Here is a 17,329-nt window from a genome sequence, read left to right as displayed (position 1 = left end):
CTATCTTAACCAGTTGCGGTCTGAAATGGGCATCGGCAACACGCCGGCAAGACCGGAAAGGCGTTGTTTCCGGTGGCTGGTGCCTGAGACCGGAATCGAACCGGTACGCCCGTTTTCACGAAGCGGCGGATTTTAAGTCCGCTGTGTCTACCTATTTCACCACTCAGGCCGGGGACATGCTGACGAACAAAAAAGCCCCTGGCAAGGGGCTGCAAAAAACATGGATGGAGGCGCGGGCCGGAGTCGAACCGACCTACTCGGATTTGCAATCCGGTACATAACCGCTTTGTTACCGCGCCGTAATCTGTCTGCTTCCAGCAGAACCAACAGGATGATTCTACTGAATAGCTTGTGAACTATCACCAATGAAAAAGGACAGCATTTTTAAGTGCTGCCCTTTTCGAATTGGAGCGGGAGAAGAGTCTCGAACTCTCGACCTCAACCTTGGCAAGGTTGCGCTCTACCAACTGAGCTACTCCCGCGTTATCAGCCTCGAATTATAGCGTGATTTTTTGCGCTTTGCGAAGAAACCTGAAAAATTTGCAAAGACTCAATGCTTGATGCTTCCCGCGACTTCAACCACCGGCGCGGCAGGCGCTGCCGCCACAGCGGGCTCGTCGTCCGGCAGGGGAACCGGCTGGCGCACCAGTGCGATCTGCAACACCTGGTCAATCCATTTGACGGGCACGATCTCCAGGCCGTTCTTCACGTTCTCAGGAATCTCCTGCAGGTCCTTTGCGTTCTCTTCGGGGATGATGACGGTCTTGATGCCGCCGCGCAAAGCCGCGAGCAGTTTTTCCTTCAGGCCGCCAATGGCCGTCACTTCGCCGCGCAGCGTGATCTCGCCGGTCATCGCGACATCGCCGCGCACCGGAATGCCGGTGATGGCCGATACGAAGGCAGTGGTCATCGCCGCACCGGCGCTGGGACCATCCTTGGGCGTAGCGCCATCGGGAACGTGGATGTGGATGTCACGCTTCTCGAACATTTCGTCCTTGATGCCCAACACCCGCGCCCGGCTACGCACCACCGTGCGCGCGGCTTCCACGGATTCCTTCATCACGTCGCCGAGCGACCCCGTGCGCGTGATCACGCCCTTGCCGGGCATCATGGCCGCCTCGATCGTCAACAGGTCACCGCCGACTTCCGTCCAGGCCAGCCCGACCACCTGACCGACCTGGTTGAGCTCCCCGGCACGGCCGTAGTCGAACTTGCGCACACCCAGGAAATCATTGAGGTTGTCGGCGGTCACCACCACCTTGGGCTCCATCTTCCTGAGCTGGATGCCCTTGACCACCTTGCGGCAAATTTTGGACAGTTCACGCTCAAGTGAACGCACACCGGCCTCACGTGTGTAATAACGCACGATGTCGCGAACCGCCTGTTCCTTGATCTCCAGCTCGTCTTCCTTGACGCCATTGTTCTTGAGCTGCTTGGGCAGCAGGTAACGCATGGCAATGCTGGTTTTTTCGTCTTCGGTGTAGCCCGACAGCCGAATCACTTCCATGCGGTCCAGCAGGGCCGGCGGGATATTCATCGAGTTCGAGGTGGCCACGAACATCACGTCGCTGAGGTCGAAGTCGACCTCGACATAATGGTCGCCGAAAGTGTGATTCTGTTCGGGGTCCAGCACCTCCAGCAGTGCGCTGGAAGGGTCGCCGCGGAAATCGGTGCCGAGCTTGTCGATCTCGTCGAGCAGGAACAGCGGGTTGCGCGTGCCGGCCTTGGTCAGGCTTTGCAGCACCTTGCCCGGCAACGCGCCGATGTAGGTGCGGCGGTGCCCGCGGATCTCCGCCTCGTCACGCATGCCGCCCAGCGCCATGCGCACGTACTTGCGCCCCGTGGCCTTGGCAATCGACTGGCCCAGCGAGGTCTTGCCAACGCCAGGAGGGCCGACCAGACAGAGGATCGGCGCCTTGAGTTTGTCAACGCGCTGCTGCACCGCGAGGTATTCAACAATGCGGTCCTTGACCTTCTCCAGGCCGTAGTGGTCTTCGTCCAGCACGGCCTCGGCGTTGGCCAGGTCGTGCTTGATCTTGGTCTTCTTGCTCCAGGGCAGAGCAGTCAGCACATCGATGTAGGAGCGCACCACGGTCGCCTCGGCCGACATCGGCGACATCAGCTTGAGTTTTTTCAGCTCGCTCTCCGCCTTCTTGCGCGCTTCCTGCGGCATCTTGGCCATCTTGATCTTTTTCTCGATCTCTTCGATGTCCGCGCCCTCTTCTCCCTCACCAAGCTCCTTCTGGATCGCCTTGACCTGCTCGTTCAGGTAGAAGTCGCGCTGGTTTTTCTCCATCTGGCGCTTGACCCGGCCGCGGATTTTTTTGTCCACATTGAGGATATCGACTTCGCGTTCGAGCTGCTCGTAGAGGTTTTCGAGACGGGCCTTGACGTTGTCCAGGTCGAGGATGACCTGCTTGGCGTCCAGCTTGAGCGGCAGGTGCGCGGCAATGGTGTCAGCCAGGCGACCGGCGTCATCAATGCTGGAAATCGAGGTGAGAATTTCCGGCGGAATTTTCTTGTTCAGCTTGACGTAGTGGTCGAACTGCTGCATCACGGCGCGGCGCAGCGCTTCGGTCTCGCTGGTCTTGTCGCCGGGCGTGAGCACGGCCGCCTCCACCGGCGTCACGTTGGCACTGAAGTGGGCCTCACCCTCTTCGATCTTGTTGACGACAGCGCGCTGCTGGCCTTCAACCAGCACCTTGACGGTGCCGTCCGGCAGCTTGAGCATCTGCAAGATCGTGGCCACACAACCGACTCCGAACATGTCCTCGACAGAGGGCTCGTCCTTGGCGGCGGCTTTCTGGGCCACGAGCATGATGCGGCGCTCGGCCTCCATGGCCGACTCCAGGGCCTTGATGCTCTTGGGACGGCCCACGAACAACGGGATCACCATGTGGGGGAACACCACCACGTCACGCAGCGGCAGCAGCGGCAGGTCGATGGGGCTGGAAGGCAATGTGGTTTGTGCGGACATATCAACCCTTGAAGGTAGGCCTTTAACGAAAACCGTGGCGCCAGGGCGTCCGGGGATTTTCAGTATCGGTGAAAACAGTTATCTCGAAAGTGGGGAACAGCGGCCACATTTCAAGCCTGCGGCCCATTTATGCCGCTTCAGGCACACGCGGGGCCTTCCCTGCCGATGTGCGGTCTCAGGCCTGTTTGGCGGCTTCGCGGTACACCAGCAGCGGCGGCTTGTTTTCCTCAATCGTCGACTCGTCAACCACCACTTTTTCAACATTGCTCGTATTGGGGAGGTCAAACATGGTGTCAATCAGGGACTGCTCAAGGATCGAGCGCAGGCCGCGCGCGCCGGTCTTGCGGGCCAGCGCCTTGCGGGCAATCGCCTTGAGCGCCGAGGGGCGAATCTCCAGATCCACCCCTTCCATGGACAGCAACTTGCTGAATTGCTTGACGACGGCGTTTTTCGGCTCCGTCAGGATCTGCACCAGCGCGTCCTCGGTCAGTTCGGCCAGGGTCGCAACCACCGGCATGCGGCCCACCAGTTCGGGGATCAGGCCGAACTTGATCAGGTCTTCAGGCTCCACATCCTTGAAGGCCTCGGTCAGGCTCCGGGCCTTCTTGCTCTTGACCGAAGCGCCGAACCCGATGCCGGACGACTCGGTGCGGTTTTCAATGACTTTTTCCAGCCCCGAGAAGGCCCCGCCACAGATGAACAGGATGTTGGTGGTATCGACCTGCAGGAAGTCCTGGTTCGGGTGCTTGCGGCCGCCCTGCGGCGGCACCGAGGCCATGGTGCCCTCGATCAGCTTGAGCAGCGCCTGCTGCACGCCCTCGCCAGAGACGTCGCGCGTGATCGAGGGGTTGTCGGACTTGCGCGATATCTTGTCGATCTCGTCGATGTAGACAATGCCCTGCTGCGCGCGCTCGACTTCATAGTTGCAGCTCTGCAGCAGTTTCTGGATGATGTTTTCGACGTCTTCACCGACGTAACCGGCTTCGGTCAGCGTCGTGGCGTCGGCCATCACGAAAGGAACATTGAGGGTGCGCGCCAGGGTCTGGGCCAGCAGGGTCTTGCCGGAACCGGTGGGGCCGATCAGCAGGATGTTGCTTTTCGTCAGCTCCACATCGTCTTTTTTGGCCTTTTCCTTGTGGCGCAGGCGTTTGTAGTGGTTGTACACGGCGACCGCCAGCGTGCGTTTGGCCGGTTCCTGGCCGATGACGTAACCGTCCAGCGTGGCCTTGATTTCCAGCGGCGTCGGCAGGTCGCCACGCGTTTCGCGCACGTCATCCCCGGCGGGCAACTCATCGCGGATGATTTCATTGCACAGGTCGATGCATTCATCACAGATGAAAACCGATGGCCCTGCAATCAACTTCTTGACTTCGTGCTGGCTTTTGCCGCAGAAGGAGCAGTACAGGGTTTTTTCGCTGGAAGAGCCTTTTTTATCGGCCATGTATGTAATGCCTTTGGGTGCCCGTGGGACGTGTTAGCTAATGATAACCAAATAAACCTGGCCCTACGCACGGTAAAACAGGCCTCAGCCAGCTCTCGGGGAGCGGCCAGTAAAAACGGCGTTCCCTGTTACAGAAACGCCGTTGCTATGTTGCAACCAGGGGATGCGAACGCTGCTTCAGGGGCGTTTGGCAATGACCTGATCCACCACGCCATAAGTCTTGGCTTCCTCGGCAAACATGAAGTAGTCGCGCTCGGTGTCACGCTCGATTTTCTCGACGGTCTGCCCGGTGTTGGCGGCCAGGATGCGGTTGAGCTGCTCACGTGTCTTGAGGATGTCGCGGGCGTGGATCTCGATGTCGGTGGCCTGGCCCTGCGCACCGCCCGAGGGCTGGTGAATCATCACGCGCGAGTTGGGCAGCGAGAAGCGCTTGCCTTTGGCACCAGCCGCCAGCAAAAAGGCGCCCATGCTGGCTGCCATGCCCACACACAGGGTGGAAACGTCTGCCTTGATGAACTGCATGGTGTCGTAGATCGCCATGCCGGCGGTCACAGAGCCGCCTGGGGAATTGATGTAGAACGAGATGTCCTTGTCCGGGTTCTCGCTCTCGAGGAACAGCAACTGCGCCACCACCAGGTTGGCCGTCTGGTCGTTGACCGGGCCCACCAGGAAAATGACGCGCTCCTTCAGCAGTCGCGAATAGATGTCATAGGACCGCTCGCCGCGGCCGGACTGTTCAATCACCATCGGCACCATGCCGAGGCCCTGGATGTCCTGTGCACTGCTGTAAATGTTCATGCTTTCTCCAAATGTTGGGACTACTTTACCCAAAATAAATGGGGCTTGAAGCCTTGGCCGCAAGCCCCCGCACCAGAAATCAGCTTTGCGCCGGGCCGATGGCCCGCCACCGGCTTCAGTTCTGCGCCATCAATTCATCAAAAGGCACTGATTTCTCGACGATTTTGGCCTTGCCCAGCACAAAATTCGTGACATTGTTTTCAATCACCACAGACTCGACCTCGGCCATGCGTTTTTCGTCGCTGAAGTACCAGCGCACCACGTCTTCCGGTTTTTCGTAGCTGGAAGCCAGTTCTTCGACGTGGGCCTTGACTTGTTCGGTCTTAGGGAACAGGTCGTTGCTACGGGTCAGTTCGGCCACCACCAGGCCCAGACGCACGCGCTTTTCGGCTTGCGGACGGAAAATGTCGTCGGGAATCGGCGCTTTGTCGGCGTCCTTGATGCCGCGCTGCTTGAGGTCGGCGCGGGCGCCTTCCACCATGCGATCCAGCTCGGCCTGGACAATCGACTGGGGCACGTCGAGTTCGGCGTGGGCCAGCAACGCGTCCATGACGGCGTTTTTGTTGCGGGCCAGCAGGCGGAACTTGACTTCACGCTCGAGGTTTTTGCGGATGTCGGCGCGCAGGCCTTCGACGGTGGCGTCGGCGATGCCCAGGGATTTGGCCAGGGCTTCGTTGACTTCAGGCAGGTGGGCGGCTTCGATCTTCTTGACCGTGACCATGAAGTCCGCCTGTTTGCCGGCGACATCCTTGCCGTGGTAATCGGCCGGAAAATTGAGCGGGAAGGTCTTGCTCTCGCCGCTTTTCATGCCGCGCACCGCGTCTTCGAACTCCTTGAGCATCTGGCCTTCGCCGACCAGGAACTGGAAGGCTTCCGCCTTGCCGCCAGCGAAGGTCTCGCCATCGATCTTGCCTTCGAAGTCGATGGTGACGCGGTCGCCGTCCTGCGCAGGCGCGTCGACGGCGCGCTGGGCAAAGGTACGGCGCTGCTTGCGCAGGATGTCCACCGTCTTGTCGATGGCTTCGTCGGTCACTTCCGCAGTGATTTTCTCCACTTCGGCGCTGGAAAGGTCGCCGATCTTGACTTCAGGATAAACCTCGAAAATCGCGTCAAACGCCAGCTCGCCCTCGGGCGCGCCTTCCTTTTCGCTGATGCGCGGCTGGCCGGCCACGCGCAGCTTGGCTTCATTGGCGGCAACGGAGAAAGCCTCGCCGACCTTGTCGTTCATGACTTCGTAATGCACCGAGTAGCCATAACGCTGGGCGACCACGTTCATGGGCACCTTGCCGGGACGGAAACCGTCCATCTTGACCGTGCGGGCCAGGCGTTTCAGGCGCGAGTCCACTTCGGACTGGATGGTGCCTACGGGCAGCGTCAAAGTGATCTTGCGCTCCAGCTTTTCAAGGGTTTCAACAGTCACGGCCATGATCTACTCCTAAATATCCGAAAAATGTGTAAAAGACGGATGGGCACCGGTCAGCCGGTACGGCCATCGTCCTGAAAGTCTCAATCGTGGTGCGCGGGGCGGGACTCGAACCCGCACATCCTTGCGGACGTCAGGACCTAAACCTGGTGCGTCTACCAATTTCGCCACCCGCGCGCCTGAAATAAAAACGGGAATCCTCAGCTTTTCGGCTTCCGGACCCCCGCCTGAAATCGGTCAACTTTCTATTTTAGCCTGTATCGGCTGCCGCTTCAGCGCCCAACCACCCCGCAGACGGGGTCAGGCCGGAACCGGTGACGCCCGTTTCACCCGGAACCACGCGGGTCTGGCGCTGCGCGCCGGCCCGCCGGGCGAATTATTGAAACGCCGGTGTTTCACGTTTCACGCGAAACCATGCGGCGTACATCGCCGGCAAGGCCAGAAGGGTCAGCACCGTGGCCACGATCAGGCCGCCCATGATGGCGACCGCCATTGGCCCCCAGAACACGCTGCGCGACAGCGGGATCATGGCCAGCACGGCAGCGGCAGCCGTCAGCACGATGGGACGCAAACGCCGAACCGCCGACTCCACGATCGCGTCCCAGGCGGGAACGCCAGCCGCGCGGTCCTGCTCGATCTGGTCGATCAGGATCACCGAGTTGCGCTGGATCATGCCCATCAGCGCGATCACGCCCAGCAAGGCCACGAAGCCGAAAGGCCGGCCCAGCAGCAGCAGGGCCCCGGCCACGCCGGCAATGCCCAGTGGTCCGGTCAGGAAGACCAGCATCGCGCGGCTGAAGCTGTGCAGCTGCAGCATCAGCAAGGTGAAGGTCAGAAAGAGCATGACGGGAATGCCGGCTGCAATCGAGCTGGAGCCCTTGCTGCTCTCCTCGACAGCGCCCGCCACCTCGATGCGGTAGGCGCCCATGCCCGTTTGCCGCCACTTCGACTCCAGCGCCTTCAGCCCCGGCAGGAGCTGGTTGGTCACCGTGGCCCCCTGCAGGCCTTCGACGATGTCGCTTTGCACCGTGATCGCATAGTCGCGGTTCTCGCGCCACATCACGCCGGGCTCCCAGGTGAACACCGGTTTGGCGATCTGCGTGAGCGGAATCGACTTGCCCGACGCGGTCGGCAGGTAGGCATTGGCGATGTCGGTGATGGCATTGCGTTCGTCCGGCGGCTGGCGAAGCACGATGTCAATCAGCTTGTCGCCCTCACGGAACTGGCCCACGGTGCTGCCTGCCAGGATGGTCTTGGACGCCTGGGCGATCGACTGGCTGGTCACACCCAGGGCGCGCGCCTTGGATTGGTCCACCTCCAGGCGCAGGACCTTGACCGACTCGTTCCAGTTGTCGTTGGTGCCGCGCGTATTGGGACTCTCGCGCAGCACCGCCTTGACCTCGTCGGCACGTTCGCGCAACACCAGCGGATCCGCGCCCACCACGCGGAACTGCACCGGATAGGGGACGGGCGGGCCATTGGGCAGCAGCTTGATGCGGCCGCGCACCTCGGGAAATTCCTGGGCCAACAAGGCCGGCAGCTTGATACGCAGGGACTCGCGCACCTTCAGATCCTGTGGCAGCACGATGAATTGCGACACATTGGTCTGCGGAAAAACCTGGTCCAGCGGCAGGTAAAAACGCGGTACGCCCGAGCCGATCCAGGTACTGACCGAGCGCACGCCGGCTTCCTGGAGCAGGCGCGTCTCGACGCGTTTGGCGGTCAGTTCATTGGCGGCGAACGAGGTGCCCTCGGGAAACCAGATATCCACCATGATCTCGGGACGGCTCGAATCCGGGAAGAACTGCTGCTGCACCTTGCCCATGCCGACAATGCCCAACGCGAAAAACAGCACCGTCGCGCCAATCGTGATCCAGCGGTACTCGACACACCAGTTCACGGCCCGCCGGAAGCCGCGGTAAAACGCTGTGTCGAAGTGCTCCTGGTGCCCTGCTTCGGCGCCGGCCGGCACAGGCTTGGCCTTGAGCAGCAAGGTTCCCAGATAAGGCACGAAATACACCGACACGATCCAGCTCAGCACCAGCGCGATCACCGTGACCGCAAAAATCGCATAGGTGTATTCGCCCACGGTGGATTTCGCCATGCCGATCGGCAAAAAGCCTACCGCCGTGATCAGCGTTCCGGTCAGCATGGGCATGGCGGTGATTTCATAGGCAAAGGTCGCGGCGCGCACCTTGTCGTAGCCCTCTTCCATCTTGCGCACCATCATCTCGACCGCGATGATCGCGTCGTCCACCAGCAGGCCCAGCGCAATGATCAGCGAACCGAGCGAGATCTTGTGCAGCCCGATGCCGAAGTAGTTCATGGCCAGAAAGGTCACGGCCAGCACCAGCGGAATCGTGATGCCCACCACCAGGCCGGGCCGCATGTCGATGTAATACCGCTTCCACAGCGGGTGCTGCCCGGGCCGGCGGTGAAAACCCAGCGCGATGAAACTCACCGCCAGCACAATCACCACCGCCTCGATCAACACCTTCACGAACTCATTGACCGAGGTCGCCACCGCGGTCGGCTGGTCCTGGATCTGCACCAGCTCGATGCCGGCGGGCAGGCCGGTGGCCAGGCCGGCGGTGGTCGCTTTCAGCGCCTTGCCCAGCGCAATGATGTCGCCACCCTTGGCCATGGAGACACCCAGCGCGATGACTTCCCTGCCCTGGTGGCGCACCTTGACGGCCGGCGGATCGACGTAGCCGCGCTTGACCTCGGCAATGTCGCCCAGCCGCAGCTGGCTGCCCGAGGCGCCGCGTATCGGCATGGCGCGCAGCTGCTCAATGGCTTCAAACTGACCGGCCACCCGCACCTGCACCACGTCCAGCGGTGTCTGCACCGCGCCGGCCGATTCCACCGCGTTTTGCTGGCCCAGCTGGCTCAGCACCTGGTTGAAGTCCAGCCCGAGCTGGGCCAGGCGCTTTTGCGAGATCTCGATGTAGAGCTTTTCGTCCTGCACGCCGAACTGCTCGACCTTGGCCACATCGGGCACACGCAGCAGTTTCTGGCGCACCTCGTCGGCAAAGGTCTTGAGCTCGGCATAACTGAAGCCGTCGGCCTGCAGCGCATAGATCACGCCATACACATCGCCGAAGTCGTCATTGAAAAACGGCCCCTGCACGCCGCCGGGCAGGGTGTAACGCATGTCACCGATCTTCTTGCGCACCGCGTACCAGACGCCGGCCACATCGGCGGCTTTCGACGAATCCTTGATCTGGAAAATGATCTGCGACTCGCCAGGCTTGGAGTAGCTGCGGATCTTGTCGGCAAACGGCACTTCCTGCAGCGTGCGCTCGATCTTGTCCGTCACTTGCTCGGCCACCTGCTGCGCGGTGGCGCCCGGCCAGTAGGTCCGTACCACCATGGCCCGGAAGGTGAACGGCGGGTCTTCGTCCTGGCCGAGCTGGAAGTAGGCGGCAAAGCCGAGCAGCATCAGCACCACCATGAGGTAACGCGTCAGCGCCGGATGGTCCAGCGCCCATTTGGACAGGTTGAAACTGTCTTTTGGTTGTTCCTGGTTCATGCCGGCCTCACTTCGCGGGCGCTGCGGCGGGCGTGGCAGCAGCAGCAGATGCTACCGGATTGATAGCTGTCTGCGCAGGCGGGGCAAGGGCTGCAGCCACTTTTGGCTGATAAATCGTGACCTTCTGCCCGGGCGAAAGCACATGCACACCGGCGCTGACCACCAGCATGCCAGGCTGCAGGCCCGACGCCACCACCGCTTCGTTGCCGTCGGCCGTCGCGATCTGGATGGTCTGCGACTTCACTGTCATGCTGGCCTGGTCCAGCACCCAGACCGCCGTTGCCCGGCCTTCCTGGCGCAGGGCCGTGGTCGGCAGCTTGATCACCTGCACGCCCGCGGCACCCAGGCCCTGCGGCTGCACGTAAACCGTGGCGCCCAGCACCGGTGGATCCTGGGTGGCCAGCACCACCTTCACCGGATAGGTTCGTGTGAGCGGATCGGCGCTGGCGCCCACTTCACGCACCTTGCCGTCCAGCCCGGCGTTCTGCGCCCAGACTCGCACCTTGACCGGCATGCCGACCTTGATGGCCGCCACCTTGTCTTCGGGCACGGAAAACACCACGTCGCGCGGGCCGTCGGCAGCAATGCGCAGGACCGGGGTGCCGGCAGAAACTACCTGCCCGACCTCGGCTTCCACGGCGGTGACCACCCCCGACACGTCGGCCACCAGCACGGCGTAACCGGCCTGGTTGCCCTGCACAGCCAGTTGCGACTGCGCCTGCTCGAGCTGTGCCTGCGCCGACTTGAGCGTGGTCTCGCGGCGCTCGAGTTCGGCGCCGCTGATGAAGTTCTGGTCCCGCAGTTCCTTGTAGCGCTTGTAGTCGGCCGAAGCCAGGTCGCGCTGCGTGGCCGCCGCCGCGACCTGCGCGCGCGCCGCATCGGCTGCCAGCTTGTAGTCCTGCGGGTCCAGCTGGGCCAGCACCTGGCCGGCCTTCACACGCTGCCCGAGTTCGGCCTGCCGCCGGATGATTTTTCCGCCGACCCGAAAGCCCAGCCGCGACTCGGTCTGGGCCTTCACCTCCCCGGCAAACTCGTAAGAGCTGGCGAAAGAATCTGTCCCCACGGTCATGACCTTGACGGCACGCACCGGCTCCTCGGGCGGGGCTGGCTTGGAACAGGCAGCCAGCAACAAGGCGCTGCTGAGGACGGCAAAAGCGGTTTTATTCATGATGACATTGAGGAAAAACGGTGGCAAAAAGGCCAGAGAGCAGGAAACAGGCAAGCCCGACAAGCTGGTTAATGACTGACCGGTTAGTAATCTAGGGTAATTCCTAAGGCTTGTCAAGCGACAATCCAGCCCATGACTTCCGGCCCCCATCCCGACCTTGCGCAGCCGCTGCAGCCTCCTTCCAGCCACTACGAAAACTTCCCCGTGGCCTCGCTGCTGTGCCCGCCGCGCCTGCGCCCGGCGGTGGCGGCGATCTACTGGTTCGCCCGTACGGCGGACGACATCGCCGACGAGGGCGACGCCCTGCCCGCCCAGAGGCTGGCCGACCTGGCGGCCTGCCGCGCCGACCTGTTTGCCACGGCGCAGGGCCAGCCGGTCTCGGCGCGTTGGCCGGCCGTCTTTGGCGCGCTGGCGCCGGTGATCCGTCAGTTCCAGCTGCCAGTGCCGCTGCTGGACGACCTGCTCAGCGCATTTGAACAGGACGTCGTCAAACAGCGTTACGCCAGCGAGGCCGAGCTGCTGGACTACTGCCGCCGCTCGGCCAACCCGGTCGGCCGCCTGCTGCTGCATCTCTATGGCGTCAACGATGCGGCGTCCCTGGTGCAGAGCGACGACATCTGCACGGCGCTGCAGCTGATCAACTTCTGGCAGGACCTCAGCGTGGACATTCCGCGCGGGCGCATCTACCTGCCGCAGGAGCTGTGGACCGCGCACGGCGTGGATGAAGCCCGGCTGCTGGCCCTGGACGTGAACCCGGCCACTACAAAATTGATAGCTGCCTGCGTCCATTCGGCAAGGGCGCGCATGCTGAAAGGCTTGCCTCTGGTGAAGAAGGTGCCGGGGCGCGCGGGTTGGGAGTTGCGCCTGGTCGTGCAAGGCGGCCTGCGCATCCTCGACAGGATCGAAGCGATCGACTTTGCCACGCTGCGCCAGCGCCCCAAACTCACGCCCTGGGATGTGGCGCTGATGCTGTGGCGCGCGATCCGGATGTGATCCCGACAGCAGCCGGCTTGCCACCGCGCCAAGCCTGCGACAATCCCGCCCATGAACCCCGAGGAATACGTCCAGCAGAAAGCCGCCGCGTCGGGCAGCAGTTTTTATTACGCCTTCCTGTTTTTGCCCCGGGAGAGGCGCGCGGCCATCACGGCCTTTTATGCCTTCTGCCGCGAGATCGACGACGTGGTCGATGAAGTGACCGACCCCGGCGTGGCGCACACCAAGCTCGCCTGGTGGCAGACCGAGGTGCTCAAGTCCTATGCCGGCACGCCCAGCCATCCGGTGATGAAGGCGCTGATGCCGCTGGCACCGACCTACCAGATCGAAGCGCGGCACCTGCAGGCGGTGATCGAAGGCTGCCAGATGGACCTGACGCAAAACCGCTTTCTTGATTTTCCGGGCCTGAAGACCTATTGCCACCTGGTCGCCGGCATCGTCGGCGAGGTGGCCGCGCGGATTTTCGGACAGACGCAGCCGCAGACGACCGCGTACGCGCACAAGCTCGGACTGGCCTTCCAGATGACCAACATCATCCGCGACGTCGGTGAAGATGCCTTGCGCGGCCGCATTTACCTGCCGGTCAACGAGCTGCAGCAATTCGACGTGAAAGCGCACGAAATCCTCAAGCGCCAGTACTCGGACCGCTTCACCGCGCTGATGCAGTTCCAGACGCAGCGTGCGCTTGGCCTGTACGACGAGGCGCTGGCGCTGCTGCCCGAGGCCGACCGCCGCGCGCAAAAGCCAGGCCTGATGATGGCCAGCATCTACCGCACCTTGCTGCGCGAGATCGAGGCCGACGGCTACCAGGTGCTGCACCAGCGGGTCAGCCTGACGCCGCTGCGCAAGTTCTGGCTGGCATGGAAAACACAGGCCTTCGGCAAGGTTCAATGAGCCCCCACGTTCCCCCACTTCGTGTGGGTCACTGCCCCCCGAGGGGGCTGGCCTTGCTCGGGGCGGCCCTTCGCTACGGCCCTCGCCCCCACGCTTGTCGCTGCGCGCACTGCGCTGCCCCCCGAGGGGGCCGCTGCGCCTGCGGGCCGGCAAAGCCGGACCCGCGGCCCCTGCTTGCAAAAGCGCGCTTCGGCCAAGGCCTGATGAGGACGGGCTTGCTGGCTCCGTGGATTGCGGCGTGAGAGTTGCCGTCATCGGTGCCGGCTGGGCCGGCTGCGCGGCGGCGGTCGAAGCCACGCGGCTCGGCCAGCAGGTCACCGTCTTTGAAGCGGCCCGTATTCCCGGTGGGCGCGCGCGACGCGTCGACGGCCAGTGGCCCGACGGCTCGGCGCTGGCGCTGGACAACGGCCAGCACATCCTGATCGGCGCCTACAGCGAAACGCTGCGCCTGATGGCCAACGTCGGTGTGCCTGCCGACACGGCCCTGCTGCGCCTGCCGCTGACCCTGCAGTTCCCCGACGGCACGGGTCTGGCCTTTCCACGGCTGCCCGCTCCGCTCGATGCACTGGCCGGCATTTTGCGTGCGCGCGGCTGGAGCTGGCGCGACAAACTCTCGCTGCTGCGCGCCGCCGTCGGCTGGCAGCTCTCGGGATTCAGCTGCGCGCCCGGGCTGTCTGTTGCGCAGCTGTGCCGCCAGCTGAGCCCGGCGGTGATGGCCACCCTGATCGAGCCGCTGTGTGTGTCGGCGCTGAACACGCCGGCCGACCGCGCCAGCGCCCAGGTGTATTTGCGTGTGCTGCGCGATGCGTTATTCGCCGAATCGGGCGGTTCCAACCTGTTGCTGCCGCGTGTGGACCTCAGTGCGCTGCTGCCCGACGCGGCACTGGCCTGGGTCGCGCAGCATGGCGGGGAGGTCGGCCTCGGTCGCCGCGTGCAGGGGCTGACGCGCCTGTCCGGAAGCTGGCAGGTCGATGCCGCGCTCTTTGACCGGGTGGTGCTCGCCTGCCCGCCAGCGGAAGCTGCGCGGCTGGTTGAAACAGCGGGCCTGCCCTGCCCGGGATGGCTGGCACAGACCCGCGCATTGCAGTTTGAAGCGATCACCACGGTGTATGCGTTTTCACCCGGCGCAGGCCTGGCGCAGCCCATGCTCACGCTGCGCGCCGGCGCCCCCGACGGCGAGGCGCCGGCGCAGTTTGTGTTTGACCGCGGCCAGCTCGGCGGGCCCGCCGGGCTGCTGGCTTTTGTGGTCAGCGCCAGCAGCGCCGACAAGGACGGACTGACCCGGCGTGTGCTGGCCCAGGGCGAGCGGCAACTCGGACTTCCGGCCCTGCGGGCCGTGCAGACGATTGTGGAAAAGCGCGCGACCTTCGCCTGCCTGCCGGGCCTGCAGCGCCCCGCCGCGCAGGTGCTGCCGGGCTTGTTCGCCTGCGGCGACTACCTCGACGGTCCCTATCCGGCCACGCTGGAAGGTGCTGTGCGCTCGGGTTTGCAGGCCGCAAGAATTGCTATCAGATAAATAGCTGCTGCCGCAATCACAGAAAGGGCTGCGACCTGATTTGGCTATAAATTCCGGCCGCTGTCGCGCCGCGCCAGTGCGCGCACCTCTTGCTGCGCGGGCCGGTCCAGGCAACGCGCCAGCCAGGCGCTGAGCGGCGGACATTGCGCGTTCAGTTCACCCGAACGCTGCACCCAGGCGAGCACCGAAGCCACGCAGATGTCGGCCACGGTGAAACGCGCACCGGCCAGGAACGGACGGGTTTGCAGGTGCTGATCGAGTACGCGCAGCGCTGGCAGCAGGCGCCGCTCGGCTTCCTGCGCCAGCTGCGGCTTGCGCCGCTCCTCGGGCATGGCGACGGTGTGCATCAAAAACGTCAGTGCGTCCTTTTCGCATTCGGTCACGGCCCAGAAGCTCCAGCGCAGGATCTCGGCCTGTTCGGCGTGGTTCACTGCAGCAAGCGATGGGGCGCCGTCACCCTGGAAACGCCCCGCCAGGTAAAGCGCGCAGGCCATGGACTCCCAGACCAGTACGCCCTCATCCTCGATCACCGGGATATGCCCGTTGGGATTGAGTGCCAGAAACGCCGGCGTGCGCGTTGCGCCGCCCTGGTAAGGCTGGGCAATGTGTTCGTAGCTCAGGCCCAGTTCCTGCGCCACCCACAGCGGCCGCGATGCGCGCGAAGCCGCGATGCCGTAGATCTTCAGGGTCATGGCTGCGGGTCAGCAACGCGAAACAGGTCACACAGCTCTGTCAGGCTGGTCACGGTTTCGTGCGGCACGGCCTCGTGCGTCCACAGGTGATCAGCGCGATTCACCCAGGCGGTCTGCATGCCCGCGTTCAGCGCGCCCAGCACATCCAGCGCTGCATCGTCACCCACATGCAGCACGTTGTGCGGCTGCACATCCACGGCGCCTGCTGCAGCATGGAAAATTCGCGGGTCCGGCTTGCCCACACCGAACGCCTGTGCACTGATCGCGGCGCGAAAGTACGGCGAGAGCCCGATGCGCGCAATATCGGCATTGCCGTTGGACAGCGCAACCACCGGGTACCGCGCCGAAAGAAACTCCAGCGCCAGCATCGCGTCGTCGAACAGCGTCACGTCATGGCGCGCGGCAAAAAAAACTTCAAAAGCCTCTTCCGCCAGCAGGGGATTCTCCCGGGAGCGGTACAGGGCCAGGCGGATGGCCTCGCGCCGGATGCCACTGAGGTTGTGCCTGAGCTCGGGGCGCGTCCTGACGATCTGCTCGCGGATATCGTGGCGCGCCGTGGGGTTGGCAAACAGGGCCGCCGTCATCGGTGCATGGCGCCCCAGCCATTCCTCAAGTGCGGCTTCGGCTTTTTCTATGACCGGCCAGACCGGCCAGAGGGTGTCGTCAAGGTCAAGGGTTATGGCTTTAATAATTGTCAGGTCAAGCATAGGTAAGGGAGAATAACCCATGTCTTTTTCTCCCGAACCCACCTTTGAGCACGGCCAGCCTCCCAGCGCGCCCAGCGGCACCGCCGTGTTGTACTGCAACCTCGGAACCCCCGACGCGCCCACCGCCGCAGCGCTGCGTCCCTACCTTGCGCAGTTCCTCAGCGATCACCGCGTGATCGAGATTCCGAAGGCCTTGTGGTGGTTCATCCTGCACGGCATCATCCTGCGCGTGCGGCCGAAAAAGTCGGCAGCCAAATACGCCAGCATCTGGACCGCGGAAGGCTCCCCGCTGAAGGTCTGGACGGCCAAACAGGCGACGCTGCTGCGCGGCTACCTGGGCGAGCGCGGACACCATGTGGAGGTGCGTTACGCCATGCGTTACGGCCAGCCCTCCGTGGCCGCACAACTGAACTCGCTCAAGGCCGAAGGCGTCACCCGCATCCTGGTGTTGCCCGCCTACCCGCAATACAGCGGCACCAGCACCGCCAGCGTGTTCGACGCGGTCTACAGCTGGGCCGCCAAAACCCGCCGCATTCCCGAACTGCGGTTTGTCAACCACTACCACGACCACCCGGGCTACATCGCGGCGCTGGCAGCGCGCGTGCGCGCGCACTGGGCAACCCAAGGCCGCGCCGACAAGCTGGTCATGAGTTTTCACGGCGTGCCCGAGCGCACACTGCATCTGGGCGACCCCTACCACTGCGAGTGCCACAAAACCGCCCGCCTGCTGGCCGAAGAACTGGGTCTCGCCAAAGAGCACTACCGCGTCACCTTCCAGTCACGCTTCGGCAAGGCCAAGTGGCTGGAGCCCTACACCGAGCCCACGCTGGTGGCGCTGGCCAAGGCCGGCGTCAAAAGCGTCGATGTGATGTGCCCGGGCTTCACCGGCGACTGCCTGGAGACCCTCGAAGAAATTGCGCAGGAGGCCAAGGAAGCTTTTGTGCATGCAGGCGGCAAGACCTTCAACTACATCGCCTGCCTCAACGACAGCCCGGAATGGCTGGCCGCCCTGCGCGACATTGCCCTCCAGCATCTGTCGGGCTGGCCAACCCAGAGCTCACCCGATGTGCAGGCGCTGGCCGCGTCAAGGGCGGCAGCGCTTGCCCGGGGCGCCCGGCAGTAAGCCCTTATTGCAGGCGCAGCTTCAACGCCGCCTGCACCTGCTCCAGCACACCGGCCCAGTCCCCC

At 63.5% G+C, this 17,329-nt stretch carries 12 protein-coding genes and 4 tRNA genes; 4 read left to right on the top strand and 12 right to left on the bottom strand.

What is annotated here, in order from left to right; all coding sequences use genetic code 11:
* Nucleotides 1-77 precede the first annotated feature (77 nt).
* The 10 genes from PSV33_RS12630 to PSV33_RS12585 form a co-directional block, all read right to left on the bottom strand.
* A tRNA-Leu gene (locus PSV33_RS12630) sits at nt 78-169 on the bottom strand.
* Between the two features lie 56 nt (nt 170-225).
* Nucleotides 226-299, bottom strand: a tRNA-Cys gene (locus tag PSV33_RS12625).
* Between the two features lie 107 nt (nt 300-406).
* A tRNA-Gly gene (locus PSV33_RS12620) sits at nt 407-482 on the bottom strand.
* Between the two features lie 68 nt (nt 483-550).
* On the bottom strand, nt 551-2,977 hold the full coding sequence (gene lon / locus PSV33_RS12615; protein WP_300562340.1) for an endopeptidase La: 2,427 nt from the start codon (nt 2,975-2,977) through the stop codon (nt 551-553).
* Nucleotides 2,978-3,152: 175 nt separating this feature from the next.
* Nucleotides 3,153-4,418, bottom strand: coding sequence for an ATP-dependent Clp protease ATP-binding subunit ClpX (clpX, locus tag PSV33_RS12610; protein WP_096699741.1), 1,266 nt, complete (start codon nt 4,416-4,418; stop codon nt 3,153-3,155).
* A 177-nt stretch (nt 4,419-4,595) separates the two neighbouring features.
* On the bottom strand, nt 4,596-5,216 hold the full coding sequence (gene clpP / locus PSV33_RS12605; RefSeq protein WP_300512694.1) for an ATP-dependent Clp endopeptidase proteolytic subunit ClpP: 621 nt from the start codon (nt 5,214-5,216) through the stop codon (nt 4,596-4,598).
* Between the two features lie 115 nt (nt 5,217-5,331).
* Nucleotides 5,332-6,642: a trigger factor gene (tig, locus tag PSV33_RS12600; protein WP_300562338.1), complete on the bottom strand. Its 1,311-nt coding sequence runs from the start codon at nt 6,640-6,642 to the stop codon at nt 5,332-5,334.
* A gap of 87 nt (nt 6,643-6,729) precedes the next feature.
* Nucleotides 6,730-6,816: transfer RNA gene (locus tag PSV33_RS12595), tRNA-Leu, on the bottom strand.
* 199 nt (nt 6,817-7,015) lie between these two features.
* Nucleotides 7,016-10,171, bottom strand: coding sequence for an efflux RND transporter permease subunit (locus PSV33_RS12590; RefSeq protein ID WP_300562337.1), 3,156 nt, complete (start codon nt 10,169-10,171; stop codon nt 7,016-7,018).
* A gap of 7 nt (nt 10,172-10,178) precedes the next feature.
* The gene (locus tag PSV33_RS12585; RefSeq protein ID WP_300562334.1) at nt 10,179-11,339 is read right to left on the bottom strand and encodes an efflux RND transporter periplasmic adaptor subunit; all 1,161 of its coding nucleotides are present in this window, start codon (nt 11,337-11,339) and stop codon (nt 10,179-10,181) included.
* Between the two features lie 132 nt (nt 11,340-11,471).
* On the opposite strand from PSV33_RS12585, the gene hpnC reads away from it, so the two are divergent.
* The 3 genes from hpnC (at nt 11,472) to hpnE (ending at nt 14,742) form a co-directional block, all read left to right on the top strand.
* The gene (hpnC, locus tag PSV33_RS12580) at nt 11,472-12,332 is read left to right on the top strand and encodes a squalene synthase HpnC (RefSeq protein WP_300562331.1); all 861 of its coding nucleotides are present in this window, start codon (nt 11,472-11,474) and stop codon (nt 12,330-12,332) included.
* A 51-nt stretch (nt 12,333-12,383) separates the two neighbouring features.
* A complete protein-coding gene (gene hpnD, locus PSV33_RS12575) occupies nt 12,384-13,226 on the top strand; it encodes a presqualene diphosphate synthase HpnD (protein ID WP_300562328.1) in 843 nt (280 codons plus the stop codon).
* A 238-nt stretch (nt 13,227-13,464) separates the two neighbouring features.
* Entirely contained in the window at nt 13,465-14,742 is a 1,278-nt protein-coding gene (hpnE, locus tag PSV33_RS12570; RefSeq protein WP_300562325.1) for a hydroxysqualene dehydroxylase HpnE, read from the top strand.
* A 44-nt stretch (nt 14,743-14,786) separates the two neighbouring features.
* Here hpnE and PSV33_RS12565 read toward each other — a convergent pair whose 3' ends face one another.
* Nucleotides 14,787-15,434 carry a glutathione S-transferase family protein gene (locus PSV33_RS12565; protein WP_300562322.1) on the bottom strand — a complete coding sequence of 216 codons (648 nt, stop codon included), beginning with the start codon at nt 15,432-15,434 and terminating at the stop codon, nt 14,787-14,789.
* Complete coding sequence (locus PSV33_RS12560; protein WP_300562319.1) at nt 15,431-16,141, bottom strand: HAD family hydrolase; 711 nt, start codon at nt 16,139-16,141, stop codon at nt 15,431-15,433. The genes PSV33_RS12565 and PSV33_RS12560 overlap by 4 nt, the downstream gene beginning before the upstream one ends.
* A gap of 19 nt (nt 16,142-16,160) precedes the next feature.
* On the opposite strand from PSV33_RS12560, the gene hemH reads away from it, so the two are divergent.
* Nucleotides 16,161-17,264: a ferrochelatase gene (gene hemH / locus PSV33_RS12555; protein WP_300562316.1), complete on the top strand. Its 1,104-nt coding sequence runs from the start codon at nt 16,161-16,163 to the stop codon at nt 17,262-17,264.
* The last annotated feature ends 65 nt before the right edge of the window (nt 17,265-17,329 follow it).

It is taken from the genome of Polaromonas sp., from assembly GCF_029945895.1.
Lineage (GTDB): Bacteria > Pseudomonadota > Gammaproteobacteria > Burkholderiales > Burkholderiaceae_C > Polaromonas.
The sequence above is the reverse complement of the archived record's forward strand: the minus strand, read 5'-3'. Positions and strand labels throughout refer to the sequence as shown.

Excerpts from the sequence above, each read along its gene's own strand:
- hpnC (WP_300562331.1), top strand. The coding sequence starts at position 11,472 with ATGACTTCCGGCCCCCATCCCGACCTTGCGCAGCCGCTGCAGCCTCCT.
- PSV33_RS12590 (WP_300562337.1), bottom strand. The coding sequence starts at position 10,171 with ATGAACCAGGAACAACCAAAAGACAGTTTCAACCTGTCCAAATGGGCG.
- clpP (WP_300512694.1), bottom strand. The coding sequence starts at position 5,216 with ATGAACATTTACAGCAGTGCACAGGACATCCAGGGCCTCGGCATGGTG.
- PSV33_RS12585 (WP_300562334.1), bottom strand. The coding sequence starts at position 11,339 with ATGAATAAAACCGCTTTTGCCGTCCTCAGCAGCGCCTTGTTGCTGGCT.
- PSV33_RS12565 (WP_300562322.1), bottom strand. The coding sequence starts at position 15,434 with ATGACCCTGAAGATCTACGGCATCGCGGCTTCGCGCGCATCGCGGCCG.
- clpX (WP_096699741.1), bottom strand. The coding sequence starts at position 4,418 with ATGGCCGATAAAAAAGGCTCTTCCAGCGAAAAAACCCTGTACTGCTCC.
- hemH (WP_300562316.1), top strand. The coding sequence starts at position 16,161 with ATGTCTTTTTCTCCCGAACCCACCTTTGAGCACGGCCAGCCTCCCAGC.
- PSV33_RS12560 (WP_300562319.1), bottom strand. The coding sequence starts at position 16,141 with ATGCTTGACCTGACAATTATTAAAGCCATAACCCTTGACCTTGACGAC.
- lon (WP_300562340.1), bottom strand. The coding sequence starts at position 2,977 with ATGTCCGCACAAACCACATTGCCTTCCAGCCCCATCGACCTGCCGCTG.
- hpnD (WP_300562328.1), top strand. The coding sequence starts at position 12,384 with ATGAACCCCGAGGAATACGTCCAGCAGAAAGCCGCCGCGTCGGGCAGC.
- tig (WP_300562338.1), bottom strand. The coding sequence starts at position 6,642 with ATGGCCGTGACTGTTGAAACCCTTGAAAAGCTGGAGCGCAAGATCACT.